At 64.9% G+C, this 14,150-nt stretch carries 15 protein-coding genes; 9 read left to right on the forward strand and 6 right to left on the reverse strand.

The window, feature by feature from the left end:
• Nucleotides 1–56: 56 nt before the first annotated feature.
• From HCH03_RS08015 to rhaD, 3 genes are all read left to right on the forward strand, one after another.
• Nucleotides 57–437 (forward strand): desulfoferrodoxin family protein, encoded by a 381-nt coding sequence (locus tag HCH03_RS08015; RefSeq protein WP_080144996.1) that lies wholly within the window; start codon nt 57–59, stop codon nt 435–437.
• A 182-nt stretch (nt 438–619) separates the two neighbouring features.
• Nucleotides 620–2,080: a pyruvate kinase gene (gene pyk, locus HCH03_RS08020; RefSeq protein WP_221689068.1), complete on the forward strand. Its 1,461-nt coding sequence runs from the start codon at nt 620–622 to the stop codon at nt 2,078–2,080.
• Nucleotides 2,081–2,156: 76 nt separating this feature from the next.
• Nucleotides 2,157–3,059 (forward strand): rhamnulose-1-phosphate aldolase, encoded by a 903-nt coding sequence (gene rhaD, locus HCH03_RS08025; protein WP_221689069.1) that lies wholly within the window; start codon nt 2,157–2,159, stop codon nt 3,057–3,059.
• 42 nt (nt 3,060–3,101) lie between these two features.
• Here the strand turns inward: rhaD and HCH03_RS16790 are convergent, their stop codons facing one another.
• Nucleotides 3,102–3,380: a helix-turn-helix domain-containing protein gene (locus tag HCH03_RS16790; protein WP_368042433.1), complete on the reverse strand. Its 279-nt coding sequence runs from the start codon at nt 3,378–3,380 to the stop codon at nt 3,102–3,104.
• Between the two features lie 320 nt (nt 3,381–3,700).
• On the opposite strand from HCH03_RS16790, the gene HCH03_RS08035 reads away from it, so the two are divergent.
• Together HCH03_RS08035 and rpmE are read left to right on the forward strand one after the other, a co-directional pair.
• Nucleotides 3,701–4,636 carry a hypothetical protein gene (locus HCH03_RS08035; protein ID WP_221689071.1) on the forward strand — a complete coding sequence of 312 codons (936 nt, stop codon included), beginning with the start codon at nt 3,701–3,703 and terminating at the stop codon, nt 4,634–4,636.
• Between the two features lie 186 nt (nt 4,637–4,822).
• A complete protein-coding gene (rpmE, locus tag HCH03_RS08040) occupies nt 4,823–5,302 on the forward strand; it encodes a 50S ribosomal protein L31 (protein WP_221689072.1) in 480 nt (159 codons plus the stop codon).
• A gap of 348 nt (nt 5,303–5,650) precedes the next feature.
• Here rpmE and HCH03_RS08045 read toward each other — a convergent pair whose 3' ends face one another.
• From HCH03_RS08045 to HCH03_RS08055, 3 genes are read right to left on the reverse strand one after another with little or no spacing between them, the layout of a single operon-like run.
• Nucleotides 5,651–6,784, reverse strand: coding sequence for an ABC transporter substrate-binding protein (locus HCH03_RS08045; protein WP_221689073.1), 1,134 nt, complete (start codon nt 6,782–6,784; stop codon nt 5,651–5,653).
• A 32-nt stretch (nt 6,785–6,816) separates the two neighbouring features.
• Entirely contained in the window at nt 6,817–7,596 is a 780-nt protein-coding gene (locus HCH03_RS08050) for an ABC transporter ATP-binding protein (RefSeq protein WP_221689074.1), read from the reverse strand.
• Complete coding sequence (locus HCH03_RS08055; RefSeq protein WP_221689075.1) at nt 7,593–8,735, reverse strand: FecCD family ABC transporter permease; 1,143 nt, start codon at nt 8,733–8,735, stop codon at nt 7,593–7,595. Before HCH03_RS08055 ends, HCH03_RS08050 begins: the two co-directional genes overlap by 4 nt.
• 265 nt (nt 8,736–9,000) lie before the next feature.
• On the opposite strand from HCH03_RS08055, the gene HCH03_RS08060 reads away from it, so the two are divergent.
• Complete coding sequence (locus HCH03_RS08060; RefSeq protein WP_368042432.1) at nt 9,001–10,296, forward strand: FecCD family ABC transporter permease; 1,296 nt, start codon at nt 9,001–9,003, stop codon at nt 10,294–10,296.
• Between the two features lies 1 nt (nt 10,297).
• The gene (locus HCH03_RS08065) at nt 10,298–11,149 is read left to right on the forward strand and encodes an ABC transporter ATP-binding protein (RefSeq protein ID WP_368041275.1); all 852 of its coding nucleotides are present in this window, start codon (nt 10,298–10,300) and stop codon (nt 11,147–11,149) included.
• 69 nt (nt 11,150–11,218) lie between these two features.
• Here the strand turns inward: HCH03_RS08065 and HCH03_RS08070 are convergent, their stop codons facing one another.
• Together HCH03_RS08070 and HCH03_RS08075 are read right to left on the reverse strand one after the other, a co-directional pair.
• Entirely contained in the window at nt 11,219–12,343 is a 1,125-nt protein-coding gene (locus HCH03_RS08070; RefSeq protein WP_221689076.1) for an ABC transporter substrate-binding protein, read from the reverse strand.
• The gene (locus HCH03_RS08075) at nt 12,333–12,971 is read right to left on the reverse strand and encodes a helix-turn-helix transcriptional regulator (protein ID WP_221689077.1); all 639 of its coding nucleotides are present in this window, start codon (nt 12,969–12,971) and stop codon (nt 12,333–12,335) included. Before HCH03_RS08075 ends, HCH03_RS08070 begins: the two co-directional genes overlap by 11 nt.
• Nucleotides 12,972–13,109: 138 nt before the next feature.
• Here HCH03_RS08075 and HCH03_RS08080 point away from each other — a divergent pair, with 138 nt between their 5' ends.
• Together HCH03_RS08080 and HCH03_RS08085 are read left to right on the forward strand one after the other, a co-directional pair.
• A complete protein-coding gene (locus tag HCH03_RS08080) occupies nt 13,110–13,253 on the forward strand; it encodes a hypothetical protein (RefSeq protein ID WP_221689078.1) in 144 nt (47 codons plus the stop codon).
• Between the two features lie 90 nt (nt 13,254–13,343).
• Nucleotides 13,344–14,057, forward strand: coding sequence for a hypothetical protein (locus HCH03_RS08085; protein WP_221689079.1), 714 nt, complete (start codon nt 13,344–13,346; stop codon nt 14,055–14,057).
• Nucleotides 14,058–14,150: the final 93 nt, after the last annotated feature.

Below are 14,150 nucleotides of genomic sequence, written 5' to 3' on the forward strand. Positions count from 1 at the left end.
CGAGCAGGGCGCGCAAGCGCAGGCCCACCGCCAGGGACGACCTCGAAGGGGGAACCATGGAACTCAAATTCTACAAGTGCCAGCATTGCGGGAACATCGCCGTCAAGCCGTTCGACTCCGGCGTGCCGCTGGTGTGCTGCGGCGAGCAGATGGAGGAGCTCGTCGCCAACACGACCGACGCCGCCGTCGAGAAGCACGTGCCCGACGTGAAGGTGGACGGCTCGAACGTCCACGTGCAGGTGGGCAGCACGCTGCATCCCATGACGCCGGAGCATTACATCACGTTCATCTGCCTGCAGACGAAGAACGGCTACCAGTTCGTGCAGCTCACCCCCGAGGACGCCCCCGTGGCCGACTTCGCCGTGGCCGAAGGCGACGCGCCGGTGAAGGTGTACGAGTACTGCAACATCCACGGTCTGTGGGTTGCCGAGGTCTAAGCTTCCAGGTTGAACCGTATCGAGCGCCCGCCCCGCAATCGCGCGGGGCGGGCGCTCGCGTATTCCCTTTGTGGAACTCCGCTTCCGATTCACGCACCTTCGAGCGCGCGGGGCGGGTTCACGGTATGATGCAACGGATAGGGCCCGATGGGGCACGGTTTCGAGGCGAGGGTGGGAGAGGCATGGCGAAGCGCACGAAGATCGTTTGCACGCTGGGGCCCGCGGTTGACGGCGAGCCGGCGCTGCGGGCCCTGCTGGAGGCCGGCATGGACGTCGCGCGTCTGAACTTCTCGCACGGCTCGCACGACGAGCACCGGCAGCGCATCGAGCGCTTGCGGGCGGTGTGCGGCGAGGCCGACTCGCCCTGCGCCGTGCTGCTGGACACGCGCGGCCCGGAGATACGCACGGGCCGTTTGGCCGGCGGCGCGCCGGTGCAGCTTTCCGTCGGCGACGAGATCGTGCTCACCGAGCGCGAGGTGGAGGGCACGGCCCGCCTGGTCACGCAGACCTGTCGCGGGCTCTCCCAGGTCGTTGCGCCCGGCGCCGCCATATTGGTCGACGACGGGCTCATCGAGCTTCGGGTGGAGGGCACGGACGGCGGCGACATCCGCTGCAGCGTGCGCAACTCCGGTCTTCTGGGCGAGCGCAAATCCGTCAACGTGCCCGGCACGGCGGCGCCGCTGCCGGCCATGACGGAGCAGGATCGCGCCGACCTGCTGTTCGGCATCGAGCAGGACGTCGACTTCGTGGCCGCCTCGTTCGTGCGCGACGCCGACGGCGTGCGCGAGATCCGCCGCTTTTTGGACGAGCACGGCGGGCAGGGCATCATGCTCATCGCGAAGATCGAGTGCTCGGAGGCCGTGGACAACTTCGGCGACATACTCGAAGCGGCCGACGGCATCATGGTGGCGCGCGGGGATCTGGGCGTGGAGGTGTCCGCCTACCGCGTGCCCCATATACAGAAGGAGATCATCCGCGCGTGCAAGCGCGCGTCCAAGCCGGTCATCACGGCCACGCAGATGCTGGAGTCCATGGTGCGCAACCCGCGTCCCACGCGCGCCGAGGTGGGCGACGTGGCGAACGCCGTGTACGACGGCACCGACGCGGTCATGCTGTCGGGCGAGACGGCGGCGGGGCTCTACCCGGTGGAGGCCGTGCGCATGATGGCGCTGGTGGCCGAGGCGAGCGAGCCCTACCTGTACGACGAGGCCGCCCCCGACCGCAGCCGCGACCACGCGCCGCGCGTGGCCCTGGCCGTGGGGGTGGCCGCCGTGCAGACCGCCGAGACGCTGGACGCCGCGTGCATCGTGGCGCCCACGATGTCGGGCCGCACGGCGCGCCTCATGTCGAACCTGCGCCCGCGCGTGCCCATCTACGCGGTCACGCCGTTTCCGCGCGTCATGCGCCAGCAGCAGCTCAACTGGGGCGTGACGCCCATGCTGGGCGACGTGCAGGGCGACATGCAGCGCGTGATAGACCACGCCCGCGCCACCGTGCTGCGCTGCGGCTTGGTGGAGCCGGGCGACGTGGCGGTGTTCACGGCGGGCGACCGCGGCACGAGCCCGCTGGAGGACGTGGGAAGCGGGCGGGCCGACGTCGCCGCGACGAACGCCATGTACGTGGTGCAGATACGGGAAGACTAGGTCGCAGGCCCGCGGCGGATCGACGCAGCGGGCGACGGACGGAGGGGCCGCCCGAGCGGCCGGACAAGGAGCAGACATGGGTTTCTTCGACAACGCGCAGGAAGTGATCGACCGGGGCGTCTCGGTGGCGAAGGGCGCCGTCTCGGGCGTGGCCGTGGAGCAGCAGGGCTTCGTGAAGGGCTTCGTGCGCCTGTGCAACGACGGTTGGGAGCAGGGCTGGCACGAGCGCAACGGAGGCAACGCGTCGTATCGCCTCACGCCGGAGGACGTGGCGTCGTGCCGCTCGTTTCTCTACGACACGCCCAGCTCGTGGGTGCCGCTCGGCCTGGCCGCGCCCGGCATGTGCCGCGCGTTCTTCCTGGTGACGCGCGCCGGCGCGTTCATGCGCAACGTGGCGCTGGATCCGGACGCCGCGCTCGGCATCGTGGAGCTGAACGACGAGGGCGACGCCTGGCGCATCGTATGGGGCTTCAAGAACGGGGGCATGCCCACGAGCGAGCTGGCCAGCCACGTGCTCATCCACGAGCGCCGCGCCGCCGCCACGGAAGGCGCCTGCCGCGTGCTGTACCACGCCCACCCGGTGAACGTGGTGGCGCTGTCGGCCGTGATGCCGCTCGACGCGCGCACGTTCACGCGGGCGCTCTGGAAGGCCATGACCGAATGCGTGATCGCGTGTCCCGAGGGCGTGGGCGTGGTGGAGTGGATGGTGCCGGGCGGCACGGACATCGCGCGCGCCACCGCCGAGCTCATGGACCGGTACCCGGCCTGCGTGTGGGCCCAGCACGGCCTGTTCTGCTCGGGGGCGGACTTCGACGCCACGTTCGGCCTCATGCACGCCGTGGAGAAGGCCGCGGCCGTGTATGCGCAGGCGCGCCTGCTCAACGGCGGCCGCCACGACTTCCCGAACACGATCCCCGACGCCGGCCTGCGCGCCATAGCCGAAACGTACCACCTACCCATTAACGAGGCGTTCTTGTAGGAAGCGATGGAGGTGGGTTCGCTGAATGGGACCCGCCTTCGGCTAAGCTCGGTTATCGCGGCTTGAACCTCTTTTGCGAGGCCCCCAGCGTTCCAAATGTACCCTACGGAGCTCGGGCGAGAGCAGCTCAGAAGGGTCGATGTCCAGATACACGCAGAGTTTCATCGCTTCATCTGCGTACATTGAGCGCTGCCCCCTCAACATGGTTCCCAACGTGACTGGGTCGATCTCCATCCTACGGGCAAGCTCCGCTTTCGACATACCGAGAAGCACTCGCTTCGATTCGACGGTGGTCAGGATATGCCGATAAATCTCATTCACTGCGTTCTCCAATGGAGCGCTTCAGGGTCGCTGTAATCTTTGCGGCGAGATCATTGATTGCAAGTGTAGACATGTACGCAGCGATTGTGCTTAAAGCGATGGATATGCTTTCCGAATGCGAAGGAATCCTTTGCGAACACGATAGTTTGCTTTTTGCGCAGTGCCGAAGCGCAGTCTTTCGATAGAGCTTTGGTAGAATGGTGCTATTGGTGGGCATATGCTTCCGTTCCTTTCTGTGTGTAGCGCGCTCGCTGTATCGAGCTGTCGCTTGTAGAAGGGCGTGTTTTTCTCGCGAGGAAGCGTTTTCGATGGGGGTATTTATGGGGATCGAGATTGATAGGATCAAAGACATGGCTGAGGAGTGCGCTGAAAAGGCGTCAAGCGGAGCTGCCGATGTCGGTGCGGTAGTGGCTGATCAGGCGAAAAAGGGTTTTCGGTTTGTGCGGAAGGCCGTGCAGGATGCGAACTACGAGATGCGCTTGAGGCGCTACAACCCGCTGTTCCTTGATGATCTTCAAGTTGAAGGTTATGCTTTTCCGCAGATGATCGTTATCGAGGATGGCGACGAGCGTAAGGACATAGATGTGTGCGAAGGCGCTATCGGCTGGTCGAGTGATGAGGCGGAGCTCAACATAGTGCATTTGTACAGCCGGTTTGCCGAATCGGTCGGTGTCACATTCTATCCGTCTCCGAAGATGGACTCAGTGTATTTGGTCGATCCCAATGATCCTAATCGTTACATAGACCTCGGTCTTTACTTCCAAACCATTGAAGACGAAAAGATTGCCGAGCTGATCGAGGTGGGACGTTGTCTTGGCGCGAAGAAATGCAAAGTGGAGACGTATGAAGTTGAAAAACAGGTCTCTCTCAAAAAGGGAAAGGTGGGGATCGGGCGCGGAGCGGCAGGAGCGGATGTGGATGCTTCATCTGCTCAAGCCCGTAGAAAAGAATGCAAAACGTTATCCGTTCAAGAATTTGCCGGATCGGATACGCCGCAGCGCCCCATTCTTAGATTATTCAAAGACGATGTGACGATAAAAAATTTGGTAGAAAGCTTCTGTGGCGAGAACAATGCAAACAAACCTAAATCTCTGCATAGAGAGGTCGAGCATTCGTCTGCTAACACAATGTCAAGCGCGATGGCCGGGAAGGTCGAAACGGCATTGAAGAAGATTGGTGCAGAGTTCAACTTTTCATTCGAAGGGGAGGTTAAGAAGGAGTCGCGTCAAACGCTGGCGCTTGATATGGAGTTTTAGAGATGACGAGAGCTCCGGCGGGCTCATTCTTCGGATGTCTCAAGCCGATCTGCCGCTTTTATCGCCGCCACGCCGACCGTGCTGAGAATTCCTGAGGAATTACGTGCGTTCGTGCGGTGCCTGTGCTATAGTACAAAGGCTTGTCTTCGCCTTGGTCGGAAACCAAGGCCTGTAAAGGAGAACCAAATGAAACAGGGAATTCATCCGGAATACGTCGAGTGCACGGTGAAGTGCAGCTGCGGCAACACGTTCACCACCATGTCGACGAAGCCCGAGCTGAAGATCGACATCTGTAACGTGTGCCACCCGTTCTACACCGGCCAGCAGCGCTTCGTGGACACCGGCGGACGCGTGCAGCGCTTCGCCGACAAGTTCGGCTCCGCCAAGGAGACCGTGGCCGAGCGCGAGGCCGCGAAGAAGGCCGCCAAGGCCGCAGCCGTCGCCGAGGCCGAGGCCAAGAAGAAGGCCGAGCGCGAGGCGAAGGCCGCCGAGAAGGCCAAGCGCGCCGAGGAGTTCGCCAAGAAGGCCGAGCGCGACGCCGCCAAGGCCGCCGAGGCCGAGGCTGCCGCTCCTGCCGAAGTGGCCGCCGTCGAGGCAACGGCCGAGGAAGTCGCCGCCGTGGACGCCCTCGTGGAGGCTCCCGCCGAGGAGAACGCCGCCGAGTAGCCAGTCGGCACGAGCACCGAGATTCCTGCGAGCGCCCCGACTTCGGTCGGGGCGCTCGTGCGTTTCGGAGGGGGGCTGGCTGCCGGTTGGACGCCGGAGCGTTGGACTCCGGCATTCTGCAGGGGGCTGTATCGAGAGTCGCCAAAACGCTCGTTCATGTTGACCATTCCGTAGGGCAAGGGCTCTGCCCTTGCCGTCCACCTGCGGAAACGTTGCTTGTCGAGCGGCAAGGGCAGAGCCCTTGTCCTACGGATTCGCACGGACGCCACGTGCGAATCACGACCTTCCTTCCGCAAAAAACGCCCGGCCGAGGCCGGGCGTTTTTGGAAGCGACGTTCGGGCGTGCGCTTAGCGGGGCAGCGCCGTGGACATCAGCTTGTCGTAGTCGGCCTGCGACAGGTCGTAGTTGTAGAACGTCTTGTAGTAGCTCGTCACCACGTCCTGCATGTCGTTGTCGAACTTGTCGGGGTAGCACAGGCGCGAGAACCACTGCAGGCCCATGATCTGGTTCACGGTCGGCGGGTTGTTCAGCCAGCACCACGGCTCGCTGGGAACCTCGTAGTAGTTCTTCGACTCGATGGCGGAGATGCCGGCCCATGCCGCGTCGTCGCCCACCGTGCTGTAGATGCTCTTCGTGCCGAACACGATGAGGTCGGGGTTCCACACGGCTATCTGCTCGAGGCTGATCTCGTTGCCCGCGCCGCTGCCGGAGGCCTTCTCGAGCTGCACGACGTTGTTGGCGCACATATCGATGACGGTGCCCTGGTAGGACGTCTTGGCGATGGCGTTCAGGCCGGAGTCGCCCATGAGGTACGCCACGTTCACGCGCTCGCTCTCGGGGATGGCGGCCATGGCGGTCTTAACCTCGTCGTAGGCGTTCTTGCAGTAGTCGCCCAGCTCCTTGCCGCGGTCCTCCATGCCCAGCAGGTCGCCGAGCATCTCGTAGGACTTGTCGTAGCCGTCGAGCGGCGTCTCGATGAACACCACGGGAATGCCCAGCTGGGACTGCAGGTTGTCCAAGTCCTCCTTCAGGCCGTCCTTGTACTCGCCGGTGTCGATGACCACCTGCGGGCCGGCGGCGGCCACGGACTCCTTGTTCATGTCGCCCTTGGCGCCGAACGCCGCGCCGGTTATCGGCAGGTCGGCCAACTTGCTGTCGAAGTACTTCAGCTGGTCGGTGGAGAGCTCTTGGGACAATGAGACCAGCTTGTCGGGGGCCATGGTCAGCAGCACCTGCATGGCGGTGTGGCCCGACGGGGCGATCTTGTCGATCTGCGCAGGCACTTCGACCTCGCGTCCGGCCGAGTCGGTGAACGTACGCGTGGCCGCTTGGTCCGTCTGGGTTTGCTCGGGGGCCTTCGACTCTTCCTTCTGGTCGCCTCCCGAGCATCCGGCGAGCGCGGCTAGGCCGCAGCACAGCACGGCGGCGCAGGCCACCGTGGCGATCCGCTTGCGCCAGACCCCTGTTCTCGTGGTTTTCATGTTTCCCTTCCCTTCTGTCTTGCCGTTATTGGTTATGCGATCTCTTGCACGGGCACGCATACGCGCACCTTGTCGCCGTAAAGGGAGTTGACCTCGACGTTCACGCCGTAGATGGTGCTTACCAGCTCGTTGGTGATGACGTCTTTGGGGTCGCCGAACGCGTGCACGCGCCCCTGGTGCAGCACGAGGGTCTTGTCGGAGTAGAGGAATGCCTGGTCGGGCTGGTGGGTGGACTGCACGATGCTCAGCCCCTCCTTCGCCAGCTGGCGCACGCACGACAGCACGCGCACCGTGTTGCCGTAGTCGAGCGCGCTCGTGGGCTCGTCCATGATGATGGTCTTGGCGTCTTGCGCCAGCGCCCGCGCCACCAGCACCAGCTGCTGCTCGCCGCCGGATATCTGGGTGTAGGTGCGCTTCGCCAAGTGCGCGATGCCTATGCGCTCGAGCGCCTCGTAGGCCTTGCGCTTGTGGCGCGGGCCGGGTGAGCGCAGCATCCCCAGGTCGGTTGCGGTGCTCATGAGCACCACGTCGAGCACCTCGTAGTCGTACACCGGGGCGTGCGACTGGGGGATGTAGGATATCTCGCGCGAGCGCTCGCGCACGCTCAGATCCTTCACGTTCTTGCCGTTCACCAGGATGGTGCCCGTGAAATCGCTGTTCAGGCACAGTATGCAGCGGAACAGCGTGGACTTGCCCACGCCGTTGGGGCCCAGAACGTTCACGAGCGTCGCGTCCGGGATGGAGATGCTGACGTCGTGGAGGATCTCGCGTTTGCCGTACGAGAAGCCCAGGTTGCTGATTTCGATGCTCATTGCTGCTTCTTCCTCGTGATGAGGTACAGGAAGAACGGTGCGCCCACGAAGGCGGTGAGGATGCCCACGGGGATCTCCGCCGTGGTGGCCAGCCGCGAGATGTTGTCGACGATGAGCAGGAAGCTGGCGCCCATGAGCATGCTGGCGGGCATGAGCTTGCGGTAGTTGGCCCCCACGACCATGCGGCACAGATGGGGGATGATGAGGCCCACCCAGCCGATCATGCCCGACACCGACACGCTGGCCGCCGTGACCAGCGTGGCCGCCAGGATGACCACCAGGCGGAGCCTGCGCGCGTCGATGCCCATGGTGGCCGCCTCATCGTCGCCCATGGTGAGGATGTTGATGCGCCAGCGCAGGGCGAACAGCACGGCCAGCCCGATGGCCATGGGCACCGAGGTCATGAGGAGGTTCGTGTCGAGCTTGGCGCCGGTCAGGCTGCCCATGAGCCAGTACGTGATGGCGGGCAGGTCGTCGGTGGGGTCGGCCACGAGCTTCGTGAACGAGACGCCGGCTTGGAACAACATGCTTATCATGACGCCGGCAAGCACGGTGACGAGCACGCGGTTGCCCTTGGCCCGGCCGCTGACCAGCAGCACCAGCAGCACGGCGACGAGCGAGAAGCCGAACGCCGACAGGGACACGGCGAACGCCCCGCTGCCCGCGAGGATGGCGACGGCGGCGCCGAACGCGGCGCCTTGCGAGGCGCCCAGGATGTCGGGCGAGGCGAGCGGGTTCTGGAACGTGCCCTGGAACGCAGCGCCGGCCGCGGACAGGCAGCAGCCCACCATGAGCGCTAGCATGATGCGCGGCAGGCGCACGTTGAAGAAGAGGGTCTCCTGCTGGGCGGTCCAGGTCTGGTCGAGGGGGAACACCTTGCCGAGCAGCATGCGCACGGCCTCGTCGGGGGCGATGGGGTAGCGCCCGAGCATGAGCGACACGCCCACGGCCACCACCATGAACACCGCGAGGCCGATGATGATGTAGTTCGCCCGGCGCTCGACGGCGCTGGGGGCGAGGCACGCGCAATCCCGGTCGTCCCGCTTCTTACGATGGCTCCCTGGTTCCGCCGCGCGACGGGGTACCCCGTCGGCGCCTCCGACGCTTGACGCGTCGGAGGCGCCCTCCTCCCCAATCAAGGTCTGTTCAAGAGCCTCGATCGTCCTCGCCCCCTATAGTCTGTAAACAGAATAATGCTTCAACAAATATATCCTATAAACGGAATATTATCAATTGGGAATATAAAAAAGAAGGCGGTTATGGAATCGGTTGAAGCTGGTAGGGGCCTATACCAAACGTCTAGGGTGCCATCGTCCCTCTTCTTTTCTATAGTTGAATAAGGATACTTAACGACGGGACCTCGACAGGCGAAACGCGATCGAGGGCCAGCGGATGGGGGCTTGCGTGGGCGAGGCGAGGGAGTTGGACGGCGGATTCGCGGAAACGGCCGATACGGAGCGGTCGCGCGTCGGCCGCGTCCTCTTCGCGCGGAGGCGACGCGCGGACCCGCCGGCCTCTTCTTCCGCGGAAGCGACGGCTGCGACCCCCGCTTCGGTGCCGACTGCGGTTCCCGCTTCGCCCGAGCAGGCGAAGGCCGGGCTCCTGCAGGATCTGGACGCGTCCGACGAGCGTGCGGAGGAGGCTCTGAACAAGAAGGTCCCCCTGTGGATCAAGGCGGCCATCGCGGCCTCGCTCGTGGGCATTATGGTGCTGTCGTTCGCGTTCGGGCGCTATCCCATCAACCCGGTCGAACTGATGCAGACGCTTGCCGGCCTGCTCAACAACTGGCTGGCCGGCGTGATGCAGGGCGCGTTCGGCGTGTCCGTTCCCCTGGTGGACGTGGATCCGAAGATGGCCACGGCGCTGGTGAACATACGCCTGCCGCGCATCTTGGTGGTGGTGATGGTGGGCGCGGCGCTGGCCGTTGCGGGCGCCAGCTACCAGGGCATGTTCAAGAACCCCCTCGTGTCGCCCGACTTGCTGGGTGCCTCGGCCGGCGCGAGCTTCGGCGCGTGCCTGGCGCTGCTCTTGGACCTGTCGAACCTCTACGTGCAGCTGTTCGCGTTCGTTGGCGCCATGGTGGCCGTGGGGGGAGCCGTGTGGATGAACAGGATGGTGAACAAGTACGACGCCATACTGGGCCTCGTGCTGGGCGGCATGCTGGTTTCCACGCTGTTCCAGTCGTGCACGTCGCTCGTGAAGTTCATGGCCGATGCGAACGACAAGCTGCCCGCCATAACGTTCTGGCTCATGGGGAGCTTCTCCCGCATCGACCAGGCCGATTTCTGGATGATCCTGCTGCCCATGGTGCTGGGCTTCGCCATGCTGCTGTTGGAGCGCTGGAAGCTCAACGTGCTGTCGTTCGGCGAAGAGGAGGCGAAGAGCTTAGGGATCAACACGAAGCGCGTGCGGCTCATCGTGATATTCGCGTCCACGCTCATCGTGGCGTGCTCGGTGGCCGTGTCGGGCATCGTGGGCTGGGTGGGTCTGGTCATCCCGCACTTGGCACGCGCCATCGTGGGGCCGAACTACAAAGTGCTCCTGCCCGCGTCCATGTTCATAGGGGCCGGCTATCTGCTGCTGGTGGACGACATCGCGCGCCTCGTGTCGTCCACGGAGATACCCATCGGCATCCTCACGGCCATACTGGGCGTGCCGTTCTTCATATTCATCTTCAAGCACAACATGAAAGGGTGGTAGCGTGGCGCGCGAGGCGATGGAGGAGGCGGGTTCGACGGCCGACGCGCCCGCATGGCGCGTCCACAAGTCGGGGGAGTCGCTGCTCAGGGTGCGCGACCTGCACTGCGGCTACGGCAAGAAGGAGATCGTGCACGGCGTGTCGTTCGACGTGGCGCGCGGCGACTTCGTGTGCGTCATCGGCGCGAACGGCTGCGGCAAGACCACGCTGCTGAAGAACATCCTGGGTCTTATCAAGCCGCTGGCGGGCGAGGTGACCATGGAGGGCAAGAGCGTGCTGCACCTTGCCGATCGCGAGCGCGCGCAGATGTTCGCCTACATCCCGCAGGCGCACACGCCGCCGTTCCCGTTCAGCGTGGCCGACGTGGTGCTCATGGGGCGCACGCCCTACGTGGGGCGCATGTCGCGCACCACGCCGGAGGATCGGCGCATCGCGTGGAGGGCCATGTGCCTCTTGGGCATCGACCATTTGGCCGAGCGCACGTACACGAAGCTCTCGGGCGGCCAGCAGCAGCTCATCTTGGTGGCGCGGGCGCTCACGCAGCAGCCCGACCTCATCATCATGGACGAGCCTACGGCGAGCCTGGACTTCGGCAACCAGCAGATCGTGCTGTCGCGCATGAAGGATCTGGCGAAGACGGGCGTGAGCGTGCTCATGGTCACGCACGACCCCTACCACGCGTTCTACTGCGCCGACCGCGTCATCGTGATGAAGGACGGCCTCATCGGCGCCGAGGGCGCGCCCCACGACGTTATGACTCGCGAGGAGCTGGAGGACATCTACCGCACCCAGCTCAACGTCATCGACGTGGAGCTTTCCACCGGCGCCCGCACCACCGTGTGCGTGCCGCTGTAGCGGGTCGGACGCCCTGCCCCGGCACGTGCAGGGCGACCCGGGGCGGGGCCGATCCTGCAGGGAGGGGCGCTACCCCTCCATCCCCAAGATCCGCTCGGCTTGGGCGCGGCTGATGTCGCGCCAGTAGCAGGTGGAGCAGAAGTCGCGCACGACCTCCACCATGGCCACGTCGTAGTAGCCGGGGTAGAACAGGTTCGCCAACCACTGGATGCCCAGGAAGCGGTTCACGCCGGGCGGGCGGTCGCAGAAGGGGAAGGGCACGTGCGGCATGGCGTACACGCGGCCGTTCTTCACGGCGGAGACGTCCTGCCAGGCCGACGAGGCGCGGATGAGCTGGTCGGCGCCGCCCCTGCTCTGCCAGTCCCACGCGACGATGACCTCCGGGTCCCACTCCGCGACCTGCTCCACGGTCACGTCGGCCATGTCGTTGCGCCCCAAAGGCAGCGGCGCGTCGGCGGCCACGTTCGCGCCGCCCGCCACCTGGAAGGCCAGCGAATGCTGCGAGGCGTTCGGCTCGGTTTGCAGGCCCTCGGGCCCTTCGGCGAAGTAGTAGCGCACGCGCTGCGACTTCGGCACGCCGGACACCGCCTGCGTGACGTCGCGGTAGATGCGCTCGCAATACGCCGCCAGCTCCTCGGCGCGCTCTGGGCGCCCCAGCGCGTCGCCCAGCAATCGGTACGTGTCGCCAATGCGGTCGAACGAGCCGTCGATCAGGAACACGGGTATGCCCGTCTGGTCCTGCAACGCCAGCGCGTCGGCCACGTTCACGTCGGTGAGGTCGGTGCCCGAAATGGAGAAGATGAGCTGCACGTCCTGATAGCGCAGCATGTCCTTGTCTATGACGCTTCCTTGGGAGAGCGAGCCCATAAAGGCGAGATCGCCGGTTCCCACGGGCAGAAGCTCCAGTTGCTCGTTGGTGAACGAGATGGCGGTTCCCGCCAGCAGGTCGGGTGCCATGGTGAAGCAGAACACCTGCGCCAGACCGGAGGTGAAGTACACGTTTGAGAGCGCGGAGGGCGTGGGTATGGTCACGTCGCGTCCCGTGTCGTCGGCCAGCACGCGCTTGCCGGTGAAGAACTCGTCGAGCGCCGCGCAACCGGACACGAGCCCGCCCGCCGCGCCGGCCGCCAGGGCGAGCGCGGCGCCCTGCACGAACCTGCGACGCGTGAGAGGGGAGCGGTGTTCACTCGGCATGCGGCGTTTCCTTTCCCTCGTCCACGATTGCTTCCTCGCTGCGTTTCGCCAGCTGGACGAGCTCTGATTTGGATTGGATGCCGATTTTGCGATAGGCGTTCCCCAAGTGGAACTTCACGGTGGCGATGGATATACCCAGCTTTTCGGAGGCAGCCGCAGCGGTGAAGCCGTCCAGCACGAGCAGCGACACCTGCAGCTCGCGGGGCGACAGCTGGTAGGGGGCGAGCACGTCCTCGTGCGTCTTCTCGATGATCTGGCGGGCCGAGGCGGCGTCGAGTTGCGGTTCGGGCTCGGGAGCCTTTCGCGTTTCGTCGGCAGACGCCGTGCCGTCGACCGGCGCCTGAACCTCCGGGCTCGCGCCGCCTCTCGCCGCCTCTGCGACCCCCACTGACTCGCTTGCGCGACCCGGCCCGCGCACGAACAGCAGGAAGAAGGCAGCGGCCAGCACGGCGGTGCATGCCGCCGAAAGGGGAGCGAGCGTCTGCAGATCGTAGCCGAGAAGGCGTTTCGCGAACACGCCCAGGTCGTAGCCCCAGAAGAGCCCCGTGCCCAGCATGCCCAGCGCGAACGCGGGCAGGAAGGGCAGCCGGTATTCCCGAACGAGGCCGCAGAACAGCACGAGCGCCACAGCGAAATAGCAGTCGCGGGGGGGCGCCCCCCCGCCCCGCCCCCCGAAAAAGTGCTGGCGGGCGGGTCACCCCCCACCCCCCCCGCGACTACGGACACCGCCGGGTCGTTCACGGTGAGGGCCGAAAGGCCCAGCACCGTGAGCAGCAGGCTGAACAGCAACAGCACGTTCGCGTGGGACAGCGTGAGCACCGGCTTTCGCAGCAGGTACCACCCTGCGCAGACGGCCGCTGCCAGAACGATGGCCGAACGCAAGCTGGCCGTGAGGTTCCAATCCACGTAGTGGGGCAGATAGGTGAACCCGCTCACGAACGATGCGATGAACGAGGCCAGACAGAGGATGACGGCGTAAGAAAGGGGCACGGATGCGCGCGTGGCCTTTGATCGACTTTCGCGGACCGGCTCGATCGCCGCGTCTTCCGGAGGCGTGAAAGCCGCGTCCGAGCCCTCTGTCCGCAGGGTGTCGCTCGCATGGGGGGTCGTCGGCCGGCCCAGCAAGCTGGAAGCCGCTGGCAGCAAAGCCAAAGCCCCCAGCATGAAGTCCGAAAACGCATGGGCGTTGCCCAGCAACGAAACGGCGGTGCCTAAACCCACAACGAGGAAATGCAGGGCGGCGGTGGCTGCAAGAGCCCCGAGCGCGCAGGCGAACAGCTTGTCCAGCGGCTGCGTCGTCAACAGCCGTCCCCAATGCAACAGCAGGCCGATGCAGGCGGCCATCTCCGCTGCAAAGCAGGCGAACCTCGCATTCGTCCCCGGTTGGGCCAAAAAGGCCAATCCCGAGACGGTGCCCACGACGGCGCACAGGACAAGCAGTATCCGCTCGCCTCGGCCTGCACGCACCGCGTCGGCAGCGGCCAGCACGACGAACAGCGCGACGAAAACACAGCCGAGGGCGAGCGCGTGGGAGTGCATGACCGTCGAATTCGTCATGACGGTGCGTGGCAGCAACACGAGCCAAGCTGCGAACAACGAGAATCCGCACCAGCGGCGCAGCTCTTCGTTCGATATGTCGCGCAGGCGCAGGGGCACGGTTCCCGCTTTCGTGGTCGATCCTTTTCGATATTCTTTCTTTAGAATACTCTCATAATAATACAATGCTGATCGGCTTACGTTGCGAATTGAATAGAATGTTGTTCGGTGCCCTATCGGCTCTTTGGCCGGTGTTTCTCGACGCGGCTGC

It is taken from the genome of Gordonibacter massiliensis (ex Traore et al. 2017), assembly GCF_019731765.1.
Taxonomy (GTDB): domain Bacteria; phylum Actinomycetota; class Coriobacteriia; order Coriobacteriales; family Eggerthellaceae; genus Gordonibacter; species Gordonibacter massiliensis.

What these genes read in the sequence shown, in the direction of transcription:
- HCH03_RS08050 (WP_221689074.1), bottom strand. Translation starts at nt 7,596, where the DNA reads ATGAGCATCGAAATCAGCAACCTGGGCTTCTCGTACGGCAAACGCGAG.
- HCH03_RS08045 (WP_221689073.1), bottom strand. Translation starts at nt 6,784, where the DNA reads ATGAAAACCACGAGAACAGGGGTCTGGCGCAAGCGGATCGCCACGGTG.
- rhaD (WP_221689069.1), top strand. Translation starts at nt 2,157, where the DNA reads ATGGGTTTCTTCGACAACGCGCAGGAAGTGATCGACCGGGGCGTCTCG.
- rpmE (WP_221689072.1), top strand. Translation starts at nt 4,823, where the DNA reads ATGAAACAGGGAATTCATCCGGAATACGTCGAGTGCACGGTGAAGTGC.
- pyk (WP_221689068.1), top strand. Translation starts at nt 620, where the DNA reads ATGGCGAAGCGCACGAAGATCGTTTGCACGCTGGGGCCCGCGGTTGAC.
- HCH03_RS08015 (WP_080144996.1), top strand. Translation starts at nt 57, where the DNA reads ATGGAACTCAAATTCTACAAGTGCCAGCATTGCGGGAACATCGCCGTC.
- HCH03_RS08070 (WP_221689076.1), bottom strand. Translation starts at nt 12,343, where the DNA reads ATGCCGAGTGAACACCGCTCCCCTCTCACGCGTCGCAGGTTCGTGCAG.
- HCH03_RS08035 (WP_221689071.1), top strand. Translation starts at nt 3,701, where the DNA reads ATGGGGATCGAGATTGATAGGATCAAAGACATGGCTGAGGAGTGCGCT.